The sequence below is a fragment of the Streptomyces sp. NRRL S-455 genome (assembly GCF_000717875.1).
Lineage (GTDB): Bacteria > Actinomycetota > Actinomycetes > Streptomycetales > Streptomycetaceae > Streptomyces.
This window is the reverse complement of record NZ_JOCT01000048.1, coordinates 1-21296: the sequence shown is the minus strand read 5'-3', so window position 1 is coordinate 21296 and position 21296 is coordinate 1. Positions and strand designations below refer to the sequence as shown.

The 21296-nt window shown below is 70.3% G+C and carries 18 protein-coding genes; 16 read left to right on the top strand and 2 right to left on the bottom strand.

The genetic code is table 11. The annotated features are described in order from the left end of the window. Window positions 1-117 precede the first annotated feature (117 nt). From IE97_RS0137300 to IE97_RS0137290, 3 genes are all read left to right on the top strand, one after another. Complete coding sequence (locus IE97_RS0137300; protein ID WP_030251766.1) at window positions 118-3021, top strand: FAD-binding and (Fe-S)-binding domain-containing protein; 2904 nt, start codon at window positions 118-120, stop codon at window positions 3019-3021. Then, entirely contained in the window at window positions 3018-4457 is a 1440-nt protein-coding gene (locus IE97_RS0137295; protein ID WP_030251763.1) for an NAD-dependent succinate-semialdehyde dehydrogenase, read from the top strand. The genes IE97_RS0137300 and IE97_RS0137295 overlap by 4 nt, the downstream gene beginning before the upstream one ends. Window positions 4458-4582: 125 nt before the next feature. Further along, window positions 4583-4936: a cupin domain-containing protein gene (locus IE97_RS0137290; protein WP_030251759.1), complete on the top strand. Its 354-nt coding sequence runs from the start codon at window positions 4583-4585 to the stop codon at window positions 4934-4936. A gap of 14 nt (window positions 4937-4950) precedes the next feature. Here IE97_RS0137290 and IE97_RS0137285 read toward each other — a convergent pair whose 3' ends face one another. Beyond that, on the bottom strand, window positions 4951-5694 hold the full coding sequence (locus tag IE97_RS0137285; RefSeq protein ID WP_030251756.1) for an IclR family transcriptional regulator: 744 nt from the start codon (window positions 5692-5694) through the stop codon (window positions 4951-4953). Window positions 5695-6053: 359 nt separating this feature from the next. Continuing rightward, window positions 6054-6800, bottom strand: coding sequence for an IclR family transcriptional regulator (locus IE97_RS0137280; protein WP_030251752.1), 747 nt, complete (start codon window positions 6798-6800; stop codon window positions 6054-6056). Between the two features lie 282 nt (window positions 6801-7082). Here IE97_RS0137280 and solA point away from each other — a divergent pair, with 282 nt between their 5' ends. From solA to IE97_RS0137215, 13 genes are all read left to right on the top strand, one after another. Then, window positions 7083-8222 carry an N-methyl-L-tryptophan oxidase gene (gene solA, locus IE97_RS0137275; RefSeq protein ID WP_030251748.1) on the top strand — a complete coding sequence of 380 codons (1140 nt, stop codon included), beginning with the start codon at window positions 7083-7085 and terminating at the stop codon, window positions 8220-8222. Beyond that, complete coding sequence (locus tag IE97_RS0137270; protein ID WP_030251744.1) at window positions 8219-9286, top strand: succinylglutamate desuccinylase/aspartoacylase family protein; 1068 nt, start codon at window positions 8219-8221, stop codon at window positions 9284-9286. The genes solA and IE97_RS0137270 overlap by 4 nt, the downstream gene beginning before the upstream one ends. Before the next feature lie 142 nt (window positions 9287-9428). Continuing rightward, the gene (locus tag IE97_RS0137265) at window positions 9429-10532 is read left to right on the top strand and encodes an ABC transporter substrate-binding protein (RefSeq protein WP_030251741.1); all 1104 of its coding nucleotides are present in this window, start codon (window positions 9429-9431) and stop codon (window positions 10530-10532) included. Further along, window positions 10525-11664, top strand: coding sequence for an ABC transporter ATP-binding protein (locus IE97_RS0137260; RefSeq protein WP_030251738.1), 1140 nt, complete (start codon window positions 10525-10527; stop codon window positions 11662-11664). The genes IE97_RS0137265 and IE97_RS0137260 overlap by 8 nt, the downstream gene beginning before the upstream one ends. A gap of 3 nt (window positions 11665-11667) precedes the next feature. Next, complete coding sequence (locus tag IE97_RS0137255) at window positions 11668-12564, top strand: ABC transporter permease (protein WP_030251735.1); 897 nt, start codon at window positions 11668-11670, stop codon at window positions 12562-12564. Continuing rightward, window positions 12561-13427: an ABC transporter permease gene (locus IE97_RS0137250; RefSeq protein ID WP_030251732.1), complete on the top strand. Its 867-nt coding sequence runs from the start codon at window positions 12561-12563 to the stop codon at window positions 13425-13427. The genes IE97_RS0137255 and IE97_RS0137250 overlap by 4 nt, the downstream gene beginning before the upstream one ends. Beyond that, entirely contained in the window at window positions 13424-14806 is a 1383-nt protein-coding gene (locus IE97_RS0137245) for an aminotransferase class III-fold pyridoxal phosphate-dependent enzyme (protein WP_030251730.1), read from the top strand. Before IE97_RS0137250 ends, IE97_RS0137245 begins: the two co-directional genes overlap by 4 nt. 23 nt (window positions 14807-14829) lie before the next feature. Beyond that, entirely contained in the window at window positions 14830-15783 is a 954-nt protein-coding gene (locus IE97_RS0137240) for a succinylglutamate desuccinylase/aspartoacylase family protein (protein WP_030251726.1), read from the top strand. Further along, on the top strand, window positions 15780-17240 hold the full coding sequence (locus IE97_RS0137235; protein WP_030251723.1) for an aldehyde dehydrogenase family protein: 1461 nt from the start codon (window positions 15780-15782) through the stop codon (window positions 17238-17240). Before IE97_RS0137240 ends, IE97_RS0137235 begins: the two co-directional genes overlap by 4 nt. Further along, window positions 17237-18175 carry an aldo/keto reductase gene (locus tag IE97_RS0137230; RefSeq protein WP_030251720.1) on the top strand — a complete coding sequence of 313 codons (939 nt, stop codon included), beginning with the start codon at window positions 17237-17239 and terminating at the stop codon, window positions 18173-18175. Before IE97_RS0137235 ends, IE97_RS0137230 begins: the two co-directional genes overlap by 4 nt. A 47-nt stretch (window positions 18176-18222) precedes the next feature. Then, entirely contained in the window at window positions 18223-18888 is a 666-nt protein-coding gene (locus tag IE97_RS0137225; protein ID WP_030251717.1) for a haloacid dehalogenase type II, read from the top strand. A 52-nt stretch (window positions 18889-18940) separates the two neighbouring features. Beyond that, window positions 18941-20224 carry an NAD(P)/FAD-dependent oxidoreductase gene (locus IE97_RS0137220; protein WP_030251715.1) on the top strand — a complete coding sequence of 428 codons (1284 nt, stop codon included), beginning with the start codon at window positions 18941-18943 and terminating at the stop codon, window positions 20222-20224. 92 nt (window positions 20225-20316) lie between these two features. Continuing rightward, window positions 20317-21296, top strand: a 980-nt coding sequence (locus IE97_RS0137215) for an aspartate ammonia-lyase (protein ID WP_030251713.1), incomplete at its 3' end; no start/stop codon positions are given.

The following is a 21296-nucleotide window of genomic DNA, read 5'->3' as shown; positions in this document are numbered from 1 at the left end:
CTGGAACCAGGTCGTCCGCATGATCCCGGCGCTCGTCATCGACGAGACGGGCGTGGACGAGGGCCTCCAGGCCTGGGCGAACGCCGTCGAGGCCGGCACATCGGGAGCGGCAGGGCGATGACGGACACCACCACGGCCCTGGAGCCGCTGGTCGCGCGGCTCGCCGAGACCGCTCCCGGCCTGCGGGTGGAGACCGGCCCCGGCTCCACCGGCCTCTACGCCTACGACGCCTCCAACTACCGTGTCCCGCCGCGGGCCGTGGTCTTTCCCCGCAGCGCCGACGACGTCGTCGCGGTGCTGCGGGCCTGCCGCGAGGCACATGTTCCGGTCACCGCGCGCGGCGGCGGCACCAGCATGGCGGGCAACGCGGTCGGGCCGGGCGTCGTCCTGGACTTCTCCCGGTACATGAACCGGATCCTGGACATCAACCCGACCGCGCGCACCGCGCGCGTCGAGGCCGGCGTGATCCTGGACGCGCTGCGCAGCGCGACGGCCCTGCACGGGCTCACCTTCGGCCCCGACCCGTCCTCGCACAGCCGGTGCACCCTCGGTGGGATGATCGGCAACGACGCCTGCGGCAACCGGTCGGTGCGGCACGGGCGCACGAGCAGCCACATAGAGGCTCTGGAGCTCGTGACGGCCGACGGCGTGCGGGCCGTCGCCGACCGGACCGGCCTGCGTGCGGCCGACCGGAACGACACGGACGCAGTCGAGCGGGTCGCCCGCCTCGAAGCGGACGTACGCCGCCTGATCGAGGCCGATCTGGCGCCGATCCGCACCGAGCTGGGCCGCATTCCGCGTCAGGTCTCCGGCTACCAGCTGCACCACCTGCTGCCCGAGCACGGCTTCGACATGGCCCGCGCACTGGTGGGCACCGAGGGCTCCTGTGCGGTCGTCACCGCGGCGACGGTCCGCCTGGTGGCGACCGCACAGGCTTCCACCCTCCTCACCCTCGGCTACGACGACGTGGTCGACGCCGCCGAGGACGTCCCGGAGATCCTGCGCCGGCACCCCACCGCCGTGGAGGGCATGGACGAGGCGATCGTCGCCACCATGCGTGCCCGGCGCGGTCCGGACTCCGTGACCGGGCTGCCGGAAGGGCGTGCCTGGCTGTACGTCGAGCTCGACGGCGACGACCAGGCGGCCGTCGACGCCCGCGCCGACGAACTGCTGGAGGTGCTCAAGGCCCGGGGCCGGATGACCGGCGGGCGGGTCGTGCACAGCCCGGCCGAGCGGCGCTCGCTGTGGCGGGTCCGTGAGGACGGGGCGGGTCTGGCGGCTCGTCTCGTGGACGGCGGGGAGTCCTGGCCCGGTTGGGAGGACGCGGCGGTCGCGCCCGAGGACCTGGCCGCCTACCTGCGGGACTTCCGCAAGCTGCTGGCCGCCCACGGGCTGACCGGTGTGCTGTACGGCCACTTCGGCGCGGGATGTGTCCACGTGCGCATCGACTTCGACCTCGCCACGGACGCGGGCCGGACTGCCGCCCGGCGGTTCCTCTCCGAAGCCGCGGCCCTGGTCGTCGAGCACGGTGGAACCCTGTCGGGCGAACACGGCGACGGGCGAGCCCGGGGCGAGCTGCTGGAGGTCATGTACAGCCACCGGATGATCCGGGCGTTCGCCGCGTTCAAGGAGGCCTTCGACCCCGAGGGGCTGCTCAACCCGGGCGTCATCGTGGCCCCGGCCCGCCTCGACGCCGACCTCGCGCTGCACACCCCCTCCGAAGTGCTGCCCGTCGAGACGCTCTTCTCCTTCCCGCACGACGAGGACGGTTTCGCGGGAGCGGTACGCCGCTGTGTCGGCGTCGGCCGCTGCCGCAGCGACGCCGGCGGTGTGATGTGTCCCAGCTACCGGGCCACGGGGGAGGAGAACGACTCGACCCGGGGCCGGGCCCGTCTGCTTCAGGAGATGGTGCGGGGCGGAACCGTCCAGGACGGCTGGCGCTCCACGGAGGTGCGTGACGCCCTCGAGCTGTGCCTGTCCTGCAAGGCCTGCTCCAGCGACTGTCCGGTCGGCGTCGACATGGCCACGTACAAGGCGGAGTTCCTGCACCAGCACTACAAGGGCAGAGTCAGACCCCGCTCCCACTACTCCCTGGGCTGGCTGCCCCTGACGTCCAGGCTCGTCGGGTACGCGGCCCGCCCGGTGAACGCGCTGCTGCGCGGACCTGTCGGGAAGCTGCTCGCGCGCCTCGGCGGCGTGACCACGAAACGCCGGATCCCGGCCTTCGCTTCCCGGCGCGCGCTGCGCCGGGCCCTGCGCACGGCGAGGACCGGCGAACCGGCGAAGACGCTGCTCTTCGTGGACAGCTTCACCCGCGCCTTCCGCCCTGAAGTGGCCGGGGCCGCGAGCCGCGTACTCGCCGACGCCGGCCTTCCCTGCACGGCACAGGACGACCTGTGCTGTGGCCTGACCTGGGTGAGCACCGGGCAACTGTCGCTCGCGCGCCGCATCATGGCCCGCACGGTCGCCCGCCTGGACAACGGCGACGACCGGCCCATCGTCGTGGCCGAGCCCAGCTGCGCCGCAGCACTCAAGCGTGACGTGCCCGAACTCCTCGGCACCGAGGCCGCCCGGCGCGTCGCGGCTCGGGTCCACACCCTCACCGGAGCCCTGACCGACCTCGCCGCGCCGAACTGGACCCCACCGGAGCTGCCGGACAACGTGGTCCTGCAGACCCACTGCCACGAGTACGCCACCTTCAAGGGCCGCCACCCCCGCGACCTGCTCGGACGCCTCGGCGTGACGAAGGTCGACGAGGCCGAGGGCTGCTGCGGACTCGCCGGCAACTTCGGCTTCGAGGAAGAGCACTACGACACCTCGATGGCTGTCGCCGACCTCACCCTGAGGCCCCGCCTGGACGACGTCGACCCTCGGACACCGGCCGTCGTCGTGGCCGACGGCTTCAGCTGCGCCACCCAGATCGACCACCTCGCCGGAGACCGGGGCATCCGCGCCCTGCACCTCGCGGAACTGCTCGACCCCGCCGCCGACCGGCCCGGACAACCAGGAGAGAACTCATGACCGACACACCCACGCAGTTGTTCATCGGCGGCGCCTGGGTGGACGCCGCGGACGGTGCCACCATGCCCGTCGACGACCCCGCCACCGGCGAGGTCCTCTGTCACGTGGCCGACGCCGGCTCCAAGGACGCCAAGCTGGCCGAGGAAGCGGCCGTGCAGGCGCAGGAGGAGTGGGCACGTACGGCGCCCCGGGTGCGCAGCGAGATCCTGCGCCGCGCCTACGAGATCATCATCGAGCGCACCGACGAGCTCGCCCATCTGATGACGTCCGAGATGGGCAAGCCGCTCGCCGAGGCCAGGGGAGAGGTGGCGTACGCGGCCGAGTTCTTCCGCTGGTTCTCCGAGGAGGCCGTCCGTATCGACGGCGGCCTCGCCACCCTGCCGGACGGCCGCAACCGCATGCTGCTCTCCCGCCGCCCGGTCGGCCCGTGCCTGCTGATCACCCCGTGGAACTTCCCGCTGGCCATGGGCACCCGCAAGATCGGCCCGGCCGTCGCGGCCGGCTGCACGATGGTGCTCAAGCCGGCCCCGCAGACCCCTCTGTCCAGCCTGGCTCTCGCCGCGATCCTCAAGGAGGCCGGGCTGCCGGACGGCGTGCTGAACGTCGTCACCACCTCCCGTGCGGGGGAGGTGTGCGAACCGCTCCTGCGCGGCGGGCGGATTCGCAAGCTTTCCTTCACCGGTTCCACGGCCGTCGGGCAGCTGCTCCTCGCCCAGAGCGCGGAGGGGGTCGTACGGACCTCGATGGAGCTGGGCGGCAACGCGCCGTTCATCGTCTTCGAGGACGCCGACCTGGACAAGGCGGTGGACGGCGCGATGGTCGCCAAGATGCGCAACATGGGCGAGGCCTGTACGGCCGCCAACCGCTTCTTCGTGCACCGCTCGGTAGCGGAGGAGTTCGGGCGGCGTCTGGCCGAGCGGATGGGCGCGCTGGTCGTCGGTCCGGGCACCCGGGAGGGTGTCGACGTCGGCCCGCTGATCGACAGGAGGGGACGCGGCAAGGTGGAGGAGCTGGTCGCCGACGCGGTGGAGCGCGGGGCGCAGGTGCTCGTCGGCGGCCGTACGCCCGAGGGCCCCGGCTGCTTCTACCCGCCGACCGTGCTGGCCGAGGTCGATCCCGGCAGCCGGCTGATGGACACGGAGATCTTCGGCCCCGTCGCCGCGATCCTCACCTTCGACGACGAGGACGAGGTGATCCGCCGGGCCAACGACACCCCCTGGGGCCTGGTCGGCTATGTCTTCACCGAGGGCCTCGACCTTGCCCTGCGGGTGAGTGAGCGGCTGGAGGTGGGCATGGTGGGGCTGAACACCGGTCTCGTGTCGAACCCCGCCGCACCCTTCGGCGGCGTCAAGCAGTCGGGGCTGGGCCGCGAGGGTGGCCGGGTGGGGATCGACGAGTTCCTCGAGTACCAGTACCTCGCGGTGCCCGTGAGCTGACGGCGGTCATGCCCTGACCGCGCCGCAGCACGCACCGCGACGGGCCTCTCCCGTGCCCGGTTTTCCACGCCGCCGGGCACGGGTGGGACGGCCATCAGTTTCTCGACGCCAAGGGAAGAAAGAACATGTCGTTTCTGAAGACCATCGACACCAACCCCTCCTTCGCGCCGCACGAGTCCGGCCCGCTGCCGGAACGTCTGGTTTCCGGCGACCCCGCGTTCATGACCTGGCCCCAGGACATCGCCCGCGGGGAGATGATCCATACGGGAGTCTGGGAAGCGACGCCCGGCGAGACGCGTTCCATCAAGGGCGAGACCTTCGAGTTCTGCCACATCCTCGCCGGCATCATCGAGCTCACGCCGGACGGTGGCGAGCCGGTGGTCTACAAGGCAGGCGACAGCTTTGTCATGAAGCCGGGCTTCGTCGGTGTCTGGAAGACCATCGAAACCGTGCGCAAGATCTACGTGATCGTGAAGTGATGCCGGGACCGTCGTCAGGCCAGGTGCCGGGCGGTGATCTCCGCCGCCGTCTCGGCGACCAACCGACCCAGCTCGGGCAGTCGGCCGGACTCGAAGCGGGAGTCGGGCAGGGAGACGGCCACGGCGGCCAGCGGTGTGTCCTCACCGTCGAGCACGGGTGCCGCGATCGCGCAGACCCCATGCAGGTACTGGTTGTGGTTGACGGCGTAGCCACGCTCTCTCACGCGGCGGAGCTCCGCGCGCAGTTCCCCCGGGTCGGTGATGGTCTCCTCGCCGTAACCCTCCAGCGTCCCCGCGGTGACCTCTTCTATCTCGGACTTCCCCAGATGGGCGAGGACGGCGTTCCCGGCGGCCGTGGCGTGCAGGGGCGAGGTGTCGCCGATGGCGTGGAAGGTGCGTACGGCGTGGTCGCAGTCGACGCGGTCGACGACGACCATGCCGTGCAGGGCGTCCGGCACCGACAGGTGGATGGTCTCGTTCACCGCGTCGCGGAGCCGGATCATGGGTTCACGGGCGGCGGCGAACAGGCTGGAGCCCTGCAGGGCGGCGGGTCGTACGGCGAGGACGCGGGCGCCGATCTCCCAGCGGGTGGTGTCCCTGCGGTTCGCCCGCAGCCAGCCCGCCTCGTTGAGGGTGACCAGGGTGCGCTGCACGGTGGACTTCGGCAACCCGAAAATCCTCGTCAACTCCCCGACAGTCACGGGTTGATGTCGGGCGACTGCCTCCAGAACCCGTAGCGACCTGGTGACGCTCTTCATTTCCATGCGATGCCCCCTCAGGCCTGTGGCTCCCTGGCTCTCATTTCTTCTCCAGTATGGAGTCACGATCATGATCCGTGCCGGATTCCAGCATAGCGTGCCGCAATATGGCATGCGGCGGCCTCGGCCGATCAGTAGACCGGCCTTGAGGTGTGCCGGGGGTCCCGATTCCCCGCGGCGATGGACAGCGGTAGGGCTTGACCAGGTCTGCCGTGCCGCGTGGTGCGGCCGCCCTGCGGCCGGCCTTCCCTCGGCCGGGCGTAGGGCGGTGGCTGTCGTGACACAAGGCCGAGGGCCGGCCTCACGCACTGACGCGTGCGAGGCCGGCCCTCGGTCGACGACTTGCGGGCGTATGCCGTTCAGGCGCCCAGGCGGCGACGTGAGATCTCCGCGGCTGTGTCGGCGACGAGGCGGCCCAGCTTGGGCGTCCGTTCATCGTCATACCGCGCCTCGGGCATGGAGACGGCCACGGCGGCCAGCGGGGTGCCGTCCTCGTCGAGCACGGCGGCGGCGACGGCGCAGACGCCCGGCCGGTACTGGTTGCGGTTGACCGCGTAGCCGTCGGTGCGGATCCGGTCCAGCTCGGCGCGCAGTTCGTCGGGCTCGACGGGGGTCGTGTCGCTGAACCGCTCCAACCCCGCCGCGATGAGGTCGTCGACGTCACGCCGCGGAAGGTGGGCGAGAACGGCGCGTCCGACGGCGGTGGCGTGCAGAGGTGAGGTGTCGCCGATCGTGTGGAAGGTGCGCACTGGGTGGTCGCAGTCGACGCGGTCCACCACGACCATGCACTGCAGGGTGTCCGGCACCGACAGGTGGATGGTCTCGTTCAGCGCGTCCCGAAGGCGAACCATGGGTTCACGGGCGGCGGCGAACAGGCTGGAGCCCTGCAGGGCGGCCGGCCGTACGGCCAGGACGCGGGCACCGATCTCCCAGCGGGTGGTGTCCTTGCGGTTGGCGCGCAGCCAGCCGGCCTCCGCCAGGGTGACCAGGGTGCGCTGCACGGTGGACTTCGGCAGCCCGAAGAGCTTCGTCAACTCCCCTACGGTCACGGGCTGATGCTGGGCGACCGCCTCCAGGATCCGCAGCGACCTGGTGACGCTCTTCATTTCCATCCGGTTTCCCCCTGTTAATCCTCAAAATTTCTGCTGGGCATCCTCTTGACGCCTCCCCGAGCCGCTGTCATTCTCTGTGCCAGATTCTAGCACAGCATTCCGCATAGTGGCACGGCATTGGGGGAGATCCCCCGAAGGTGAGCCGGACTGCGAGGTGCGGCGGTTGCGAGCCGCAGGTCCACAACGAGGACCTGGCTCCCGCTCAAACCATCTCGAATCGAACATCCTCACGTCGAAGGCTCAGCATGCGCCTCGGCGATACGAAAGGAAAGTCCTGTGTCAGCTGCCAGGAAGCGCGTCGCGGTGGTCGGCGTCGGAACGATGGGCAGCCAGGCCGCCTGGCGGCTGGCGGCCCGCGGCGCCGAGGTCGTCGGATACGACCGCTACGCACCCGGCCACGACCGCAGTGCCGCCGGCGGCGAGACCCGGATCTTCCGCAGCGCGCACTTCGAGGACTCCCGTTACGTTCCGCTCCTCAAGCACGCCGACGCCCTCTGGGAGCAGCTCCAGCAGGAGACCGGCCGCGAGCTGCGCCGTCTGACCGGATGCCTGCTGATGGGGCCCACCGCGCACCAGCAGATGGCCACCGTCCTGCAGTCCATCGCCGAACACGACCTCGACCACGAGGTGCTGGACGCCGAGGCGCTCGCCAAGCGCTTCCCGCAGTACCGCATCGAGGACGGCGACGCGGCCGTGCTCGACCGCCGCGCCGGGTTCATCCGCCCGGAGCTGACCATCCAGACCGCCGCCCGCCGCGCCGAGCAGCTGGGCGCCGTGATCCACCGCTACACCACGGTCCGCGAGATCGTCCCCGTCGCGGGCGGTGTGGAGATCCGCACCGACACCGGCAGCGAGCGCTTCGACACCGCCGTCGTCACACCCGGCCCCTGGGTCAACGACCTGCTGCCCGACCTGCCGTGGGAGGTGGAGATCCGCCGCCTGGTCAGCGCCTGGTACGTGCCCACCGCCCCCGACGCCTGGTTCGGCGAGGAGCGCCCGGCGTTCATCCGCACGGCACCCACCCACTGCTACGGCCTGCCCTCCCCGGACGGGATCTCGGTCAAGCTCGGACTCTCCCGCGCGCTGCACCGGCTCGCCGACGATCCCAACCAGCTGGACCGCACCGTGCGGCCGGACGAGCTGGAGATCTTCTCCGAGCTGATCGGGCGTTACCTGCCCGACCTGCACCCGGACCCCACCCGCCTGTCCGTCTACATGGAGGGTTACACCGAGAGCAGCCGTCCACTGGTCGGTCCGCTGCCCGGCGCCGAGAACGTCATCCTGCTCGCCGGATTTTCCGGGCACGGCTTCAAACTCTCGCCCGCCTTCGGCGACATCGCCGCCGACCTCGCGCTGGACGGCGCCTCGTCCCAGCCCATCGACTTCCTCTCCACCGTCGGCCGTACGGAGGCATGACCATGCAGGACACCACCCTCTGTGTCGGCTCCCTTCAGGCCCGGCCCGGCACCAAGGCGCGCGGCACCGTCCAGGCCGATCTCGGCACCCTCACCGCGGACATCCCGGTGACCCTGGTCAACGGAACCCGCCCGGGCCCCCGGGTCGTCATCACCGCCGGTGTGCACGGCGGCGAGTTCACGCCCGTCGAAGCCGCCGTGCGCCTGGCGGACCGGCTGGAGCCCGGCGAGGTGAGCGGACAGGTGATCGTCTGTCCGGTCGCCAACCCTCCCGCCGTGTACCAGGGCCGGCTCAACATCTCCCCGGTCGACGGCGTGAACCTCAACCGCGTCTTCCCCGGCGACCCGGCCGGCGGCCCCACCGAACGGCTGGCCGCCTGGCTCTTCACCCACCTCGTCGACGGCGCCGACGTCTACATCGACCTGCACTGCGGCGGTATCGACCAGGTGCTGCGCGACTTCGTCGGCTACCGCCTCACCGGTGACCCGGACCTGGACAAGGCGACGGCCGAACTGGCAGGGTCCTTCGGCATCCAGGACGTCATCCTCGGGCTCACACCCGAGGGCGGCAACAGCCACGCGGCCGCCGCCCGCCGGGGCATCTCGGCGGTCCTGGTCGAGGTGGGCCAGCTCGGCCAGCGGGACGAGGTCACCGCCCTCCGCCGCGTCGACGGCCTGCTGAGGGCACTGCGTCACCTGGGCGTCCTCGACCAGGACGACTCCGGCCCGGCACCGATCCGCGAGTGGGTCTGGTCCGCCGGCGTCACCGCCGAGGCCACCGGCCTGTGGTACCCGGAGTTCTCCTTCGACGCCGACATCATCGGCGAAGTCGCCGAGGGAGACCTCGTCGGCCGCATCGTCGACCCGACCGACGGCACGGAGCACGCCGTCCACGCCCCGGCCGACGGACGGATCTTCTACGGCATGCACGCCCTCACGGTGGCCACCGGCGCCGAACTCGCCGCCCTGGCCGTCCCGTGGGACCCCGACACGGCCGCGCGGGCCGACACCTTCCGGGCTCCCGGTCTGGGTGTCGGCTCCGACGAGGCGGACCCCCGCCCCTAGAGTCCGGCCCCTGGCCTCCCGGGCCCCCTACCCCCGGCTCCGGCCCCAAGTCCCCTCCCTAGACCCCCCCTTCCAGCCGCCCCCCTTTCCACGTCCCCAGCCACTCCCCTTCTCACGGCCAGCACCACCCAGGAGGCACACGATGAAAGATGCCCGAATCGACCGCAGACTGTTCCTGAGAGGAATAGGCGGGGTCACTGCGGGTGTCGCCGCCGCGACCGCTCTTTCCGCCTGCGGCACCGGCACCAGCCGGTCCGCCGCCGCCGGTGGCAAGGGCGGCAAGACAGTCGTCGTCCGTGACAGCGGCGGTTCCTACGGCGCGGCGCTGCAGAAGGCGATCTATACGCCGTTCACGCAGGAGACCGGCATCAGCGTCAAGGTGCTGAACCTGGATGACGCTCCGCTGCTGGCGCAGATCAAGCAGGGCCGCCCGCAGTGCGACCTCATCAACAACTCGATGATGTCGCACACCAAGTACGTCAAGCAGGACGCGTTGGAGGCGCTGGACCTCGACCGGGTCAAGAGCGTGAAGAGCGCGAAAATCCCCGAGAACCAGATCACCGACCATGCCATCGGCAGCAGCTTCTACGGCGCCTGTATCGCCTACCGCACGGATGCGTTCGGCGGTAAGAAGCCCGAGTCGTGGGCGGACTTCTGGGACACCGGGGCGTTCCAGGGCGGCCGCTCGATGTGCAACCCGGACGGCGACCTGCCCGAGCTGGAGTTCGCGCTGCTCGCCGACGGCGTCCCGATGGACAAGCTGTACCCGCTGGATGTGGACCGTGCCTTCAAGGTGCTGACCCGACTGCGGTCGGACATCAAGAAGTTCTGGGACAGCGGCCCGCTTCCCGGTGTGCTGCTCAGCCGCCAGGAAGTGACGATGTCCACCGTGTGGGACGGCCGTATCGCCGATCTGGAGAAGCAGGGCGTCCCGGTCACCAGGCAACTCAACGGTATGCGACGGCAGTTCCAGGGCTACGCCATCGCCAAGGGCGCGGCCAACGTGGACGCCGCCTACCAGCTGATGGACTTCTCGCTGCGGGCCGAGAGCCAGGCCGCCCTGGCCAAGGCGTTCCCGTCGAACCCGGCGTCCCCGCTGGCCTACGCCAAGCTCACCGAGGACGAGCGCAACGCGCTGGCGGGTGCGCCGAAGTACTACGACAAGGGTTTCGACACGGACATCGACTGGTGGCTGAAGAACGAGTCGGCCGTCACCAAGCGCTGGTTGGAGTGGGCTCGTGGCTGAATTCGGTGTCGCCACACCGTCCGTCGACGTGGCCGGCGGCAAGCCGGCCACCGCGACCGGCAAATCGCTGTCGGTAGTGGCCCTGCGCAAGACCTACGGCGACGTGGTCGCCGTCGACGAGGCGTCCATGGAGATCGCGGCCGGGGAGTTCGTCACCTTCCTCGGCTCCTCCGGGTCGGGCAAGACCACGACGCTGATGATGATCGCCGGGTTCTGCGAACCGGACTCCGGCACCATCACCGTCGGGGACCGCGACGTCACCCGGCTCGCCCCGCAGAAGCGGAACCTCGGTTTCGTCTTCCAGCAGTACCTGCTCTTCCCACACATGACCGTCGCCGAGAACGTCGCGTTCCCGCTCACCCTGCGCGGCGTGGGCAAGGACGAGATCCGCCGCCGGGTGGGGGAGACGCTGGAGATCGCGGGCTTGTCCGGGTTCGGTGGCCGTAAGCCGCGTGAGCTGTCCGGTGGTCAGCAGCAGCGTGTGGCGCTGTGCCGGGCGCTGGTCTACCGCCCGCCGGTCATCCTCATGGACGAGCCGCTCGGTGCGCTGGACAAGAAGCTCCGCGACCAGCTGCAGGTCGAGATCAAGACCATCCAGCAGGAACTGGGTCTGACGGTCATCTATGTGACGCACGATCAGGAAGAAGCGCTGGTCATGTCGGACCGCATCGCGGTGATGCGTAACGGCCTGATCGAGCAGTTCGACACCCCCCGCGAGCTGTTCGAGCGGCCGAGGACGCCGTTTGTGGCGGACTTCCTCGGCGCGGCGAACTTCCTGCCCGGCCGCATCGACAAGCACACCGACGAGCACACCCTGGTCCGCCTCGACAACAGCGGCGGCCTGATCAAGGCGCGCCGCCACCAGCTGCCCTCCGGCGCCCAGGTGAAGGTCGCCGTGCAGCCGGGCCGGCTGCGGGCCTGTGCCGCCGACGACGGGTTCTGTACCGGCACGGTCGAGACCGCCACCTACGTGGGCACCCTGGTCCGCGCAGGGGTGCGGCTCGACGGCGGTCAGGCGCCGCTGCTGCGTCTGGAGGTACCCGCCGGACGCGGCCCCGTCGCCGGCGAGCGGGTCGGGATCACCGCCGATCCGGACGACGTCAACCTCTTCGCCGACGAACAGGCAGGGTGAGCCATGGCCGCCACCCTCACCGCCAACGCTCCCGCCCGCCCGCGCAAGCTGCTGGCCTCGCGCCGGACGCGGGTCGGGATCCTGTACGCGCTGCCGGTCGTCGTCTACCTGCTGGTGCTGTTCGTCTACCCGATCTTCTCCACGCTGCTGCTGAGCCTGAAGGACGCCGACGGCTCGTTCACCCTGCACTGGTACGCCGACGCACTGACCGGCGTGAACCTGTCGGTGCTGATCACCACCCTGCGGATCTCCGCCGAAACAGCCGTGCTGAGCCTGGTGTTCGGGTTCGTCCTGGCCCAGGCGATCTGCCGACTCAAGCCGCTGTGGGCGGGACTGGCCATGCTGGTCGTGGTCGTCCCGCACTTCGTCAGCGCGCTGGTGCGCACCTACGGCTGGATCATCATGCTCGGTGACAAGGGCCTGGTGAACGAGACCCTGGCCGCCGTGTCGGCCCCCGGAGCACCGTTCCAGCTGCTCTACAACGAGCTCGGTGTGGTCATCGGCACCACCTCCATGATGCTGCCGTACACGGTGCTGCTGCTGTACGGGGTGATGCGCGGGGTGGACCGCCGCCTGCTGGCGGCCGCGTCCAGCATGGGCGCGGGCCGGGTGACCATCTTCCGCCGCGTCTACCTGCCGCTGGTCGCGCCGGGCCTGGCCAGTGCCGGACTGCTCAGCTTCATCCTGTCGCTGGGCTACTACATCACCCCGGCCCTGATGGGCGGACCCAACCAGACCATGATCGCCACCCTCATCAACCAGCAGGTGACCAAGGAGAACCAGTGGAACGGCGCGGCCGCCCAGGGCGTCATCCTGCTGGTCCTCACCCTGGCCGGACTGCTGCTGGTCAAGGCCGTGACCTCACTCGGCGCCAGCCGTAAGAAGAGGAGCGGATCATGATGGAGCTGCGCAAGACCCTCGCCGGACGCATCGCCCTCACCGCGGTCGCCACCGTCATCCTTCTCTTCCTCGCGCTGCCGATCGTCGTCATCCTCGTCACCTCCTTCAGCAACAACGCCTTCGCCGCCTTCCCGCCGGAAGCGTGGACGCTGAACTGGTACAAGGCCCTGTTCGCCGACGGCAGCAAATGGCCCGCCGCGTTGTCCCTGAGCGCCCTGGTCGCCGCGCTGAGCACCGTGTTCTCCCTCATCATCGGGGTGACCGCGGCGACCGCCCTGGTCCGCAGCGAACTCCCCCTGCGCTCGGCGGTCTTCGCCCTGGTCCTCGGACCGCTGGTCATCCCGCAGATCGTCACCGCACTCGGCCTGTTCCTGCTGTTCGAACCGGCGGCGATGCTGGGCAGCCCGATCGCGATCGCCCTGGGGCACACCGTGCTGGCCTCACCGATCGCGGTACTGATCCTGATCGCGACCCTGCGCGGCATCGACGAACGCCTCGAGGACGCCGCCGCCAGCATGGGCGCCGGCCGGCTCACGATCGCCCGGAAGATCACCTTCCCCCTCGCCGCGCCGGGCATGATCGCGGCAGCGATCTTCTCCTTCATCACCAGCTTCGACGAGTTCTACATCTCCCAGTTCCTCTCCTCCGTCGACACCGTCACCCTGCCGGTGCAGGTCTACAACTCCCTCACCTTCGAGATCGACCCCAGCGTCACCGCGGTGAGCGCCATCCTCATCGCCTTCGCCGTCCTCGCCCTCGGCCTCGTCGCCCTCGTGCGCTGGCTCGGCTCCGGACGACAGGACTCCCTGCTCTCCGTCGAGAACACGGTCGGCGTCGCCAACCCAGGAGGCGACGCCGTATGACCACCACCGCCGCTCAGCTGACCGCGGCCACCGCTCAGCGGCACCTGCTGCTGAACATGACCGCCAACGGATCGCTCGGCGACCAGGGCGAGGACCTCCTCGTCGTCCGGCGAGGGGACGGCCCGTACGTCGACGACGCGGACGGCAGGCGCTACATCGACGGCCTGTCGGGGCTGTACTGCTGCCAGCTCGGCTACTCCTACGGCGGCGAGTTCGCCGAGGCCGCCGAACGGCAACTGCGCGAGCTGTGCTACAGCCCGCTGTGGACAGGGTCCGCGCACCCTTCGGCCGTCGAACTCGCCGAGCGGCTGTCCCGGATCGCCCCCGTCGACATCGAGCACACCTTCTTCTCGAGCGGCGGCGCCGAAGCTGTCGAGACCGCCTGGAAGATAGCCCGCAGTTACCACGCCCTGCGCGGCGAGCCGGGCCGCACCAAGGCGATCGCCCGGCGTGGCGCCTACCACGGCCTGACCATCGGCACCCTGTCGTTCAACGACGACCCCGGCCTGACGGAGCCGTACGGACCGCCGGCGATCGACACCCGGTTCGTGTCAAACACCAACCGCCTCGGCCTCGCACCGGAGTTCGCGGACGACGAGGTGTACACGGCATGGCTGCTCGCGGAGTTGGAGGCCGCGATCCTGACCGAGGGCCCGGAGACCGTCGCGATGCTCATCGCCGAGCCGGTGCAGAACAGGGGCGGCTGCATCACCCCGCCCAAGGGTTACTGGCAGGGGCTGCGGGCGCTGGCCGACCGGTACGGCTTCCTGCTCGTCGCCGACGAGGTGATCACGGCCTTCGGCCGGATCGGCGAGTGGTTCGGCGGGGACCGCTACGGCGCCCGCCCGGACATGGTCACCGTCGCCAAGGGCATCACCGCCGGATACGCCCCCCTGGGCGCGACGCTGGTCGGCACCAAGGTCACCGAGGTCATCAACCGGCCCGGCGCAGTCCTCAACCACGGCTACACCTTCGCCGGGCACCCGCTGAGCACGGCCATCGCCCTGCGCAACCTGGAGATCATGGAGCGGGACCGCATCCTGGACAACGTCCGCGGTCTCCAGGGGGACTTGGCCAAGCGCATGGCGGCGCTCAAGGACCTGCCGATCGTCGGCGACGTCCGCGGCACCGGGTTCTTCTACTCCTGCGAACTGGTCGGCGACCTCGACGACGGCGGTTTCAGCACCAAGGCCCGAGCCGAGCTGATCGGCGACCTGATCCCGCGTCGGCTGCGCGAGGCCGGCCTGCTGGCCCGCGTGTACAACCGCTCCGCGCCACTGGTCCAGATCGCGCCCCCGCTGATCAGCGACCGCGCCGTCCTCGACCGTATCGCCGGAATCATCGCGGGCGTCCTCGCCGAGGCATCGGCCCGCATCTGATCCACCTCCTGGAAAGGATCCACATGTACTCCATCGGTCCGCTGACCGTCGCCCCGGGCGAGCGCGCCCAGGGCCTGATCCCGGTCGGCACCAGCAGCTACGGCGTGGAGCTCGGCATTCCGCTGATCGTCGTCAACGGCGCCCTCGACGGTCCCGTCCTGTGCGTGGACGCGGGCGTGCACGGCGACGAGTACGACGGCCAGGAGGCCATCCGGCGCGTCCTCGCCGAGCTCGACCCGGCCGCTCTGCGCGGCACCGTCGTCGGCATCCCCTGCCTGAACACCCCCGCCTTCGAGGCCGCCGCCCGCGCCAGCGGCATCGACCACCTCAACCTCAACCGCATCTTCCCCGGTGACGCCGAGGGCTCCTACTCGCAGCGCCTGGCCGCCACCTTCGTCGAGCAGGTCGTCCCCGCCGTCGACGCCGTGGTCGACCTGCACACCGGAGGTGCCTACGGCGAGATCGCCCCGCTCGTCATCCTCCAGGGCGGCTACGAGGACCTGGCGACGGACCTGGCGCTCGCCGCCGGACACGAGCTGGTCTGGAAGGGCGGCAAGTGGGGCGGCACGGTCCGCCACCCCGTCCTCGAAGCCGGCAAGCCCGCCATCACCATCGAGTGCGGCGGCGCCACCTACCGCGAGACCAACGTCGAGCACCACATGAGCTCGATCGGCAACATCCTGCGCAGCCTCGGCATGATCGACGGCCGGGCGGAGCTGCGGGACACCTACACCACCGTCTCCGGCACCTTCGCCCGCTCCGCCTCCGGCGGCTTCTTCGTCGCCCGCGCCGAGCCGGGCGAGACCTGCAAGGAAGGCGACCTGATCGCCACCATCACCGACCACTACGGCAACGTGCTGGAGGAGGTCACCGCGCCGAAGGAGGGCATCGTGCTCTGGGTCCGCCGGATCCGTACGGTCCGCCCCGGCGACGAGGTCGTCATCTTCGGCGAGGTGCTGGGGGAGATCCAGCCATGAGCGGCGAACTGCAGCTGACCGAGCTGCTGATCGACGGCAAGCAGGTCCCGGCCGCCGACGGACGCTCCTTCACCGTCCTCGACCCGTCGAACGACACGGCCATCGCCCAGGTGGCGCTGGCCGGCAAGGCGGACGTGGACCAGGCGGTGGCCGCCGCGCGCGCGGCCTTGACCGCTCCCGAGTGGGCCGGGATGCGTGCCGCCGACCGGGGGCGCATCCTGTACCGGATCGCGGAGGCCATCCGCTACCAGGGCGAACGGCTGGCCCGCCTGGAGAGCCAGGACGTCGGCAAGCCGCTGCGCCAGGCCAAGGCCGATGTCGAGGCGGCGGCCCGCTACTTCGAGTTCTACGCGGGCGTCGCCGACAAGCTCGGCGGCTCGACGGTTCCGCTCGGCCCCGGCCTGATCGACTACACGGTCCGTGAGCCGATCGGCGTCTCCGGTCAGATCATCCCGTTCAACTACCCGCTGCAGAACACCGCGAGGGGCTCCGCCCCGGCGCTGGCCGCCGGCTGCACGGTGGTGCTCAAGCCGTCCCCCGAGGCGCCGCTCACACCGCTGGAGATCGGCAGGATCGCCCTGGAGTGCGGCCTCCCGCCGGGCGTCCTCAACGTCGTCCCCGGTGACGGGGAGACCGGCGCGGCCCTCGCCGGACACCCGGACATCGACCAGGTCACCTTCACCGGCTCGGTGCCGACCGGCATCAAGGTCGCCCAGGCGGCCGCCGCCAACGTGGTCCCCTCGGTCACGGAGCTGGGCGGCAAGTCCCCGGTCGTCGTCTTCGCCGACGCCGACTTCGACGCCGCGCTCGGCGCAGTCGCCGCCTCCGCGTTCGGCAACGCCGGGCAGACCTGCTCGGCCGGCACGCGGCTGCTCCTCCAGCGCGGCGCCGAGGAGTTCCTGGACAAGCTCGTCGCGCACGCCGCCTCCCTCAGCCTCGGCCCCGGTCTCAGCGACCCGGACGTCGGCCCCCTCGTCGCCGCACGGCAGCGGGACCGGGTCCTCGGCTACCTGGAACTGGCCCGCGAGGAAGGCGCCGTGGCACGGGCCGGCGGGGGCGCCCCCACCGACCCGGAACTCGCCGACGGCTACTACGTCCAGCCGACCGTCCTCACCGGAGTGGACAACCAGGCCAGGTGTGCCCGCGAGGAGATCTTCGGCCCCGTCGTCACGGTCATCGAGTTCGACGACGCGGCCGAGGCCCTGGAGATCGCCAACGACAGCCCGTACGGCCTGGCCTCATACGTGTGGACCCGCGACATCGACAAGGCGATGCGGTTGGCCGAGGGCATCCGGGCCGGCCAGGTCTATGTCAACGCCACCGGCGTCGGCACCGGCGTCGAGCTTCCCTTCGGCGGCTACAAGCACAGCGGCTGGGGCCGGGAGAAGGGCCTCGAAGGCCTGGCCAGCTACCTGCAGACCAAGAACGTCTGCATCGGATTCGGGAACCGGTCATGAGATACCGCTCGCTCGGAGAGCGCGGCCCGACCGTCTCGGTGGTCGGCGTGGGTGGCAACAACTTCGGCAGCCGCCTCGACGAGGACGGCACAAAGGCCGTCGTCCACGCCGCCCTCGACGCCGGGATCACCCTGTTCGACACCGCCGACATGTACGGCGGGTCGGGCGAGCGGGGCGGCTCCCGAGGGGACGGTGAACGGCTCCTCGGGGCCGCCCTCAAAGGCAGCCGCGACCACGTGGTGCTGGCCACCAAGTTCGGCATGGAGATGGGCCGGGACGCCGACCGGTACGGCCCGCGTGGATCCCGCGCCTACATGCGGTACGCGGTCGAGGCATCGCTCAGCCGGCTCGGTACCGACCGGATCGACCTGTACCAGTACCACGAACCCGACGGCGTCACGCCGTTGGACGAGACGGTCGCCGCGCTCCGGGAGCTGGTCGACGAAGGCAAGATCCGCTACATCGGCTGCTCCAACCTCCCGGCCGATCAGATCACGGACGCCTTCGTGTCCACCCAGGCGCGTTACCACCTGCTCGACCGCGAGGCGGAACAGGACCTGATCCCGGCCTGCCTGCACCATGGCCTCGGCCTGCTGCCGTACTACCCGCTGGCCAACGGCCTGCTCAGCGGCAAGTACCGCCGCGGCGAGGAGCCCCCGCCCGGCAGCCGCCTGTCCTGGCGCCAGGGCTGGCTCACCGACGCGGCCCTGGACAGGGTCGAGGCGCTCACCTCGTACGGCGCCGAACGCGGCCTGACCCTCCTCCAGATCGCGGTCGGCGCACTGGCGGCCTTGCCCGCCGTCGGCTCCGTCATCTGCGGAGCCATGACCCCCGAACAGGTCACCGCCAACGCGGCGGCGGCCGACTGGATACCGAGCCCGGCCGACCTGGCCGTGCTCGACGCGATCGTCGCCCCCGGCGAACGCGTCGTCTGAAGCGTCCCACCCCCTCTGAAAACCGCGAGAGACCAAGGCTGGACACCATGCGAGAGATCGTCACCTTCGACGCCTATGCGACCCTGATCAACTTCGAGCTCGGTCCCACGACCCTGAAGGTCCTGGAGGACCGGCTGGATCTGGACAACCTGGATGTCGACGAGTTCCTCGACGACTTCCGCGTCATGCGCTTCCAGGCCGTCCTGGAGGCCTACCGCCCCTACCACGAGATCCTGCACTCCAGCCTGCGCAACGCCATGCGCCTGCACGGTCTGGAGTACCGCGAGACCGACGGCGAGGCCCTCGTGGACGCCGTCCCCACCTTCGGCCCCTTCCCGGAGGTCCCGGAGGCCTTGCGGAAGCTGAAGACCAAGTACGAGATCGCCATCATCTCCAACACCGACGACAACCTGATCGCGCGGAACGTCAAGAACATCGGCGTCGAGTTCGACTACGTCATCACCGCACAGCAGGCCGGTGCCTACAAGCCGGACCGCCAGACCTTCAAGCACGCCTTCCGGACCATGGGTGTCGAGTCGTCGCAGGTCATCCACGTCGCCCAGGGCTGGGAGTACGACCACATCCCGACCCGCGACCTGGGCCTGAAGCGCCGGGTGTGGATCAACCGCTACGGCCGCAAGGGCAGCGCCGACTACCAGCCCTACGACGAGCTGCCCGACCTGTCGGGCCTGCCGAAGCTCCTCGGCTGCTGACCCACGGCGCACCGGCGACACAGGACTGAAAGAACATCAGAGGACGCACGCCATGAAGCAGATCCCCTACTGGCTGGACACAGCTCCCGCCCTGCCCGACCGTTCCGGAAAGGACCTGCCCGAAGAGGCGGACGTGGTGGTGATCGGCGGCGGCCTCACCGGTCTGTCCACCGCCTACCACACCGCCCGCAAGGGTGCCCGGGTCGTCCTCGTCGAGAAGGACAAGGTCGGCTCGGGCGCCTCCGGGCGCAACGGCAGCATGTGCACCCAGGGCATTACCATCAGCCCCGCCGAGGCGCGCAAGCGCTACGGACAGGAGCGGGCCCGCGAGCTGTACGACGCCTTCCGCGAGGCCGTCGACGTCGTCGAGGATCTCACCAGGACCGAGAACATCGACTGCGACTTCAACCGCTCCGGGCGCCTCGGCGCGGTCTGCAAGCCCGGGCACTTCGACGGTCTGCGGGCCAAGCAGCGCGACCTGGCCGACAACTTCGGCCACGAGACGATCGTTCTGAGCAAGAGCGAACTGCGGGCCGAGCTCGGCACGGACTACTACCACGGCGCCCTGCTCGACCCGGACAGCGCGGGCCTGCACGTGGGCAAGTTCGTCGGCGGCCTGGCGGACGCCGCCGAGCGTGCCGGCGCCGAGATCCACGAGCGCAACGCCGCCACCGGCCTCACCCGTCTGCCTGGCGGCGGGTTCGTGGTGGAGACCATGCACGGCACCATCCGTGCCAAGCAGGTCATGGCGGCGACGGACGCCTACACCGACAAGTCGATGCCGTGGTTCCGCAAGCGGCTGATCAACGTCGGCAGCTTCATCATCGTCACCGAGCCGCTGGGGGAGGCCCGTGCCAAGGAGCTCATCCCGAACGGCCGCCTGCTGGTCGCCCACAAGAATGTCGGCCACTACGTGCGCCTCACGCCGGACAATCGCCTCGCCTTCGGCGGCCGGGCCCGCTTCGCCCCGTCCAACCCGGCCTCCGACGTCAAGAGCGGTGACATCCTCAAGCGGGAGATGACCGAGATCTTCCCGCAGCTTGCCGGCGTGCGCATCGACTACGTGTGGGGCGGCATGGTCGGGTTCTCCTGGGACCGCATCCCGCACGCGGGTGACGTCAACGGCCTGTATTACTCCATGGGTTACTGCGGCCACGGCGTCCAGATGGCCACCTACATGGGCCGCGCGGTCGCCGAGATGATGGACGGCAAACCCGAGGCCAACCCGATGCGCGGCTTCGGCTTCCCGAAGGTGCCCGTCCCCTTCTACAACGGCACCCCCTGGTTCCTGCCGTTCGGCGGCGCCTACTACAAGGCGAAGGACCGCCTGCTCTGAGCAGGTGTCCGAAACCGGTGACACAGCGGGGGCCTTTCGCGCGGTGGCGCGGGAGGCCCCCGCGAGCCTCCTGAGAGAAGGCCCGAACTCCCATGACCGCCGCAGCGACCCGCAGCGAACACGATCTGCTCGGAGACCGCGACATACCCGCCGACGCCTACTGGGGCGTCCATACCTTGCGTGCCCGGGAGAACTTCCCGATCACGGGCACCCCGATCTCCGCCTACCCGCACCTGGTCGACGCCCTGGCCGCCGTGAAGGAGGCCGCTGCCCGCGCCAACGAGGCACTCGGCCTGCTCGCTGCCGAGAAGGCCGCCGCGATCATCGAGGCCTGCCGGGAGATCCGCGGCGGCAAGCTACACGATCAGTTCGTGGTCGACGTGATCCAGGGCGGCGCCGGCACCTCCACGAACATGAACGCCAACGAGGTGATCGCGAACCGGGCGTTGGAGCTGCTGGGCCACGAGAAAGGACAGTACGCGTACCTGCACCCCAACGAAGACGTCAACCTCGGTCAGTCCACCAACGACGTCTATCCGACCGCTGTGAAGATCGCGACCGTCCACGCGGTGCGCGAGCTGCTCAAGGCCATGGCGGTGCTCCAGGACTCCTTCGCCCGTAAGGCAGTGGAGTTCCGTGACGTGCTGAAGATGGGCCGCACCCAACTCCAGGACGCCGTGCCGATGACGCTGGGCCAGGAGTTCTCGACGTTCGCGGTGATGCTGGACGAGGACCGCGGCCGGCTCGCCGAGGCCGTGGAGCTGATCCACGAGATCAACCTCGGTGCGACGGCCATCGGCACCGGCCTCAATGCCCCGGCCGGATACGCGGAGGCCGCCCGCCGTCACCTCGCCGAGATCACCGGGCTGCCGCTGGTCACCGCCGCCAACCTGGTCGAGGCGACCCAGGACTGCGGCGCCTTCGTCCAGATGTCCGGCGTGCTCAAGCGCATCGCGGTCAAGCTCTCCAAGAGCTGCAACGACCTGCGGCTGCTCTCCTCCGGTCCGCGGGCCGGGCTCGGCGAGATCAACCTCCCGCCGGTGCAGGCCGGTTCGTCCATCATGCCCGGCAA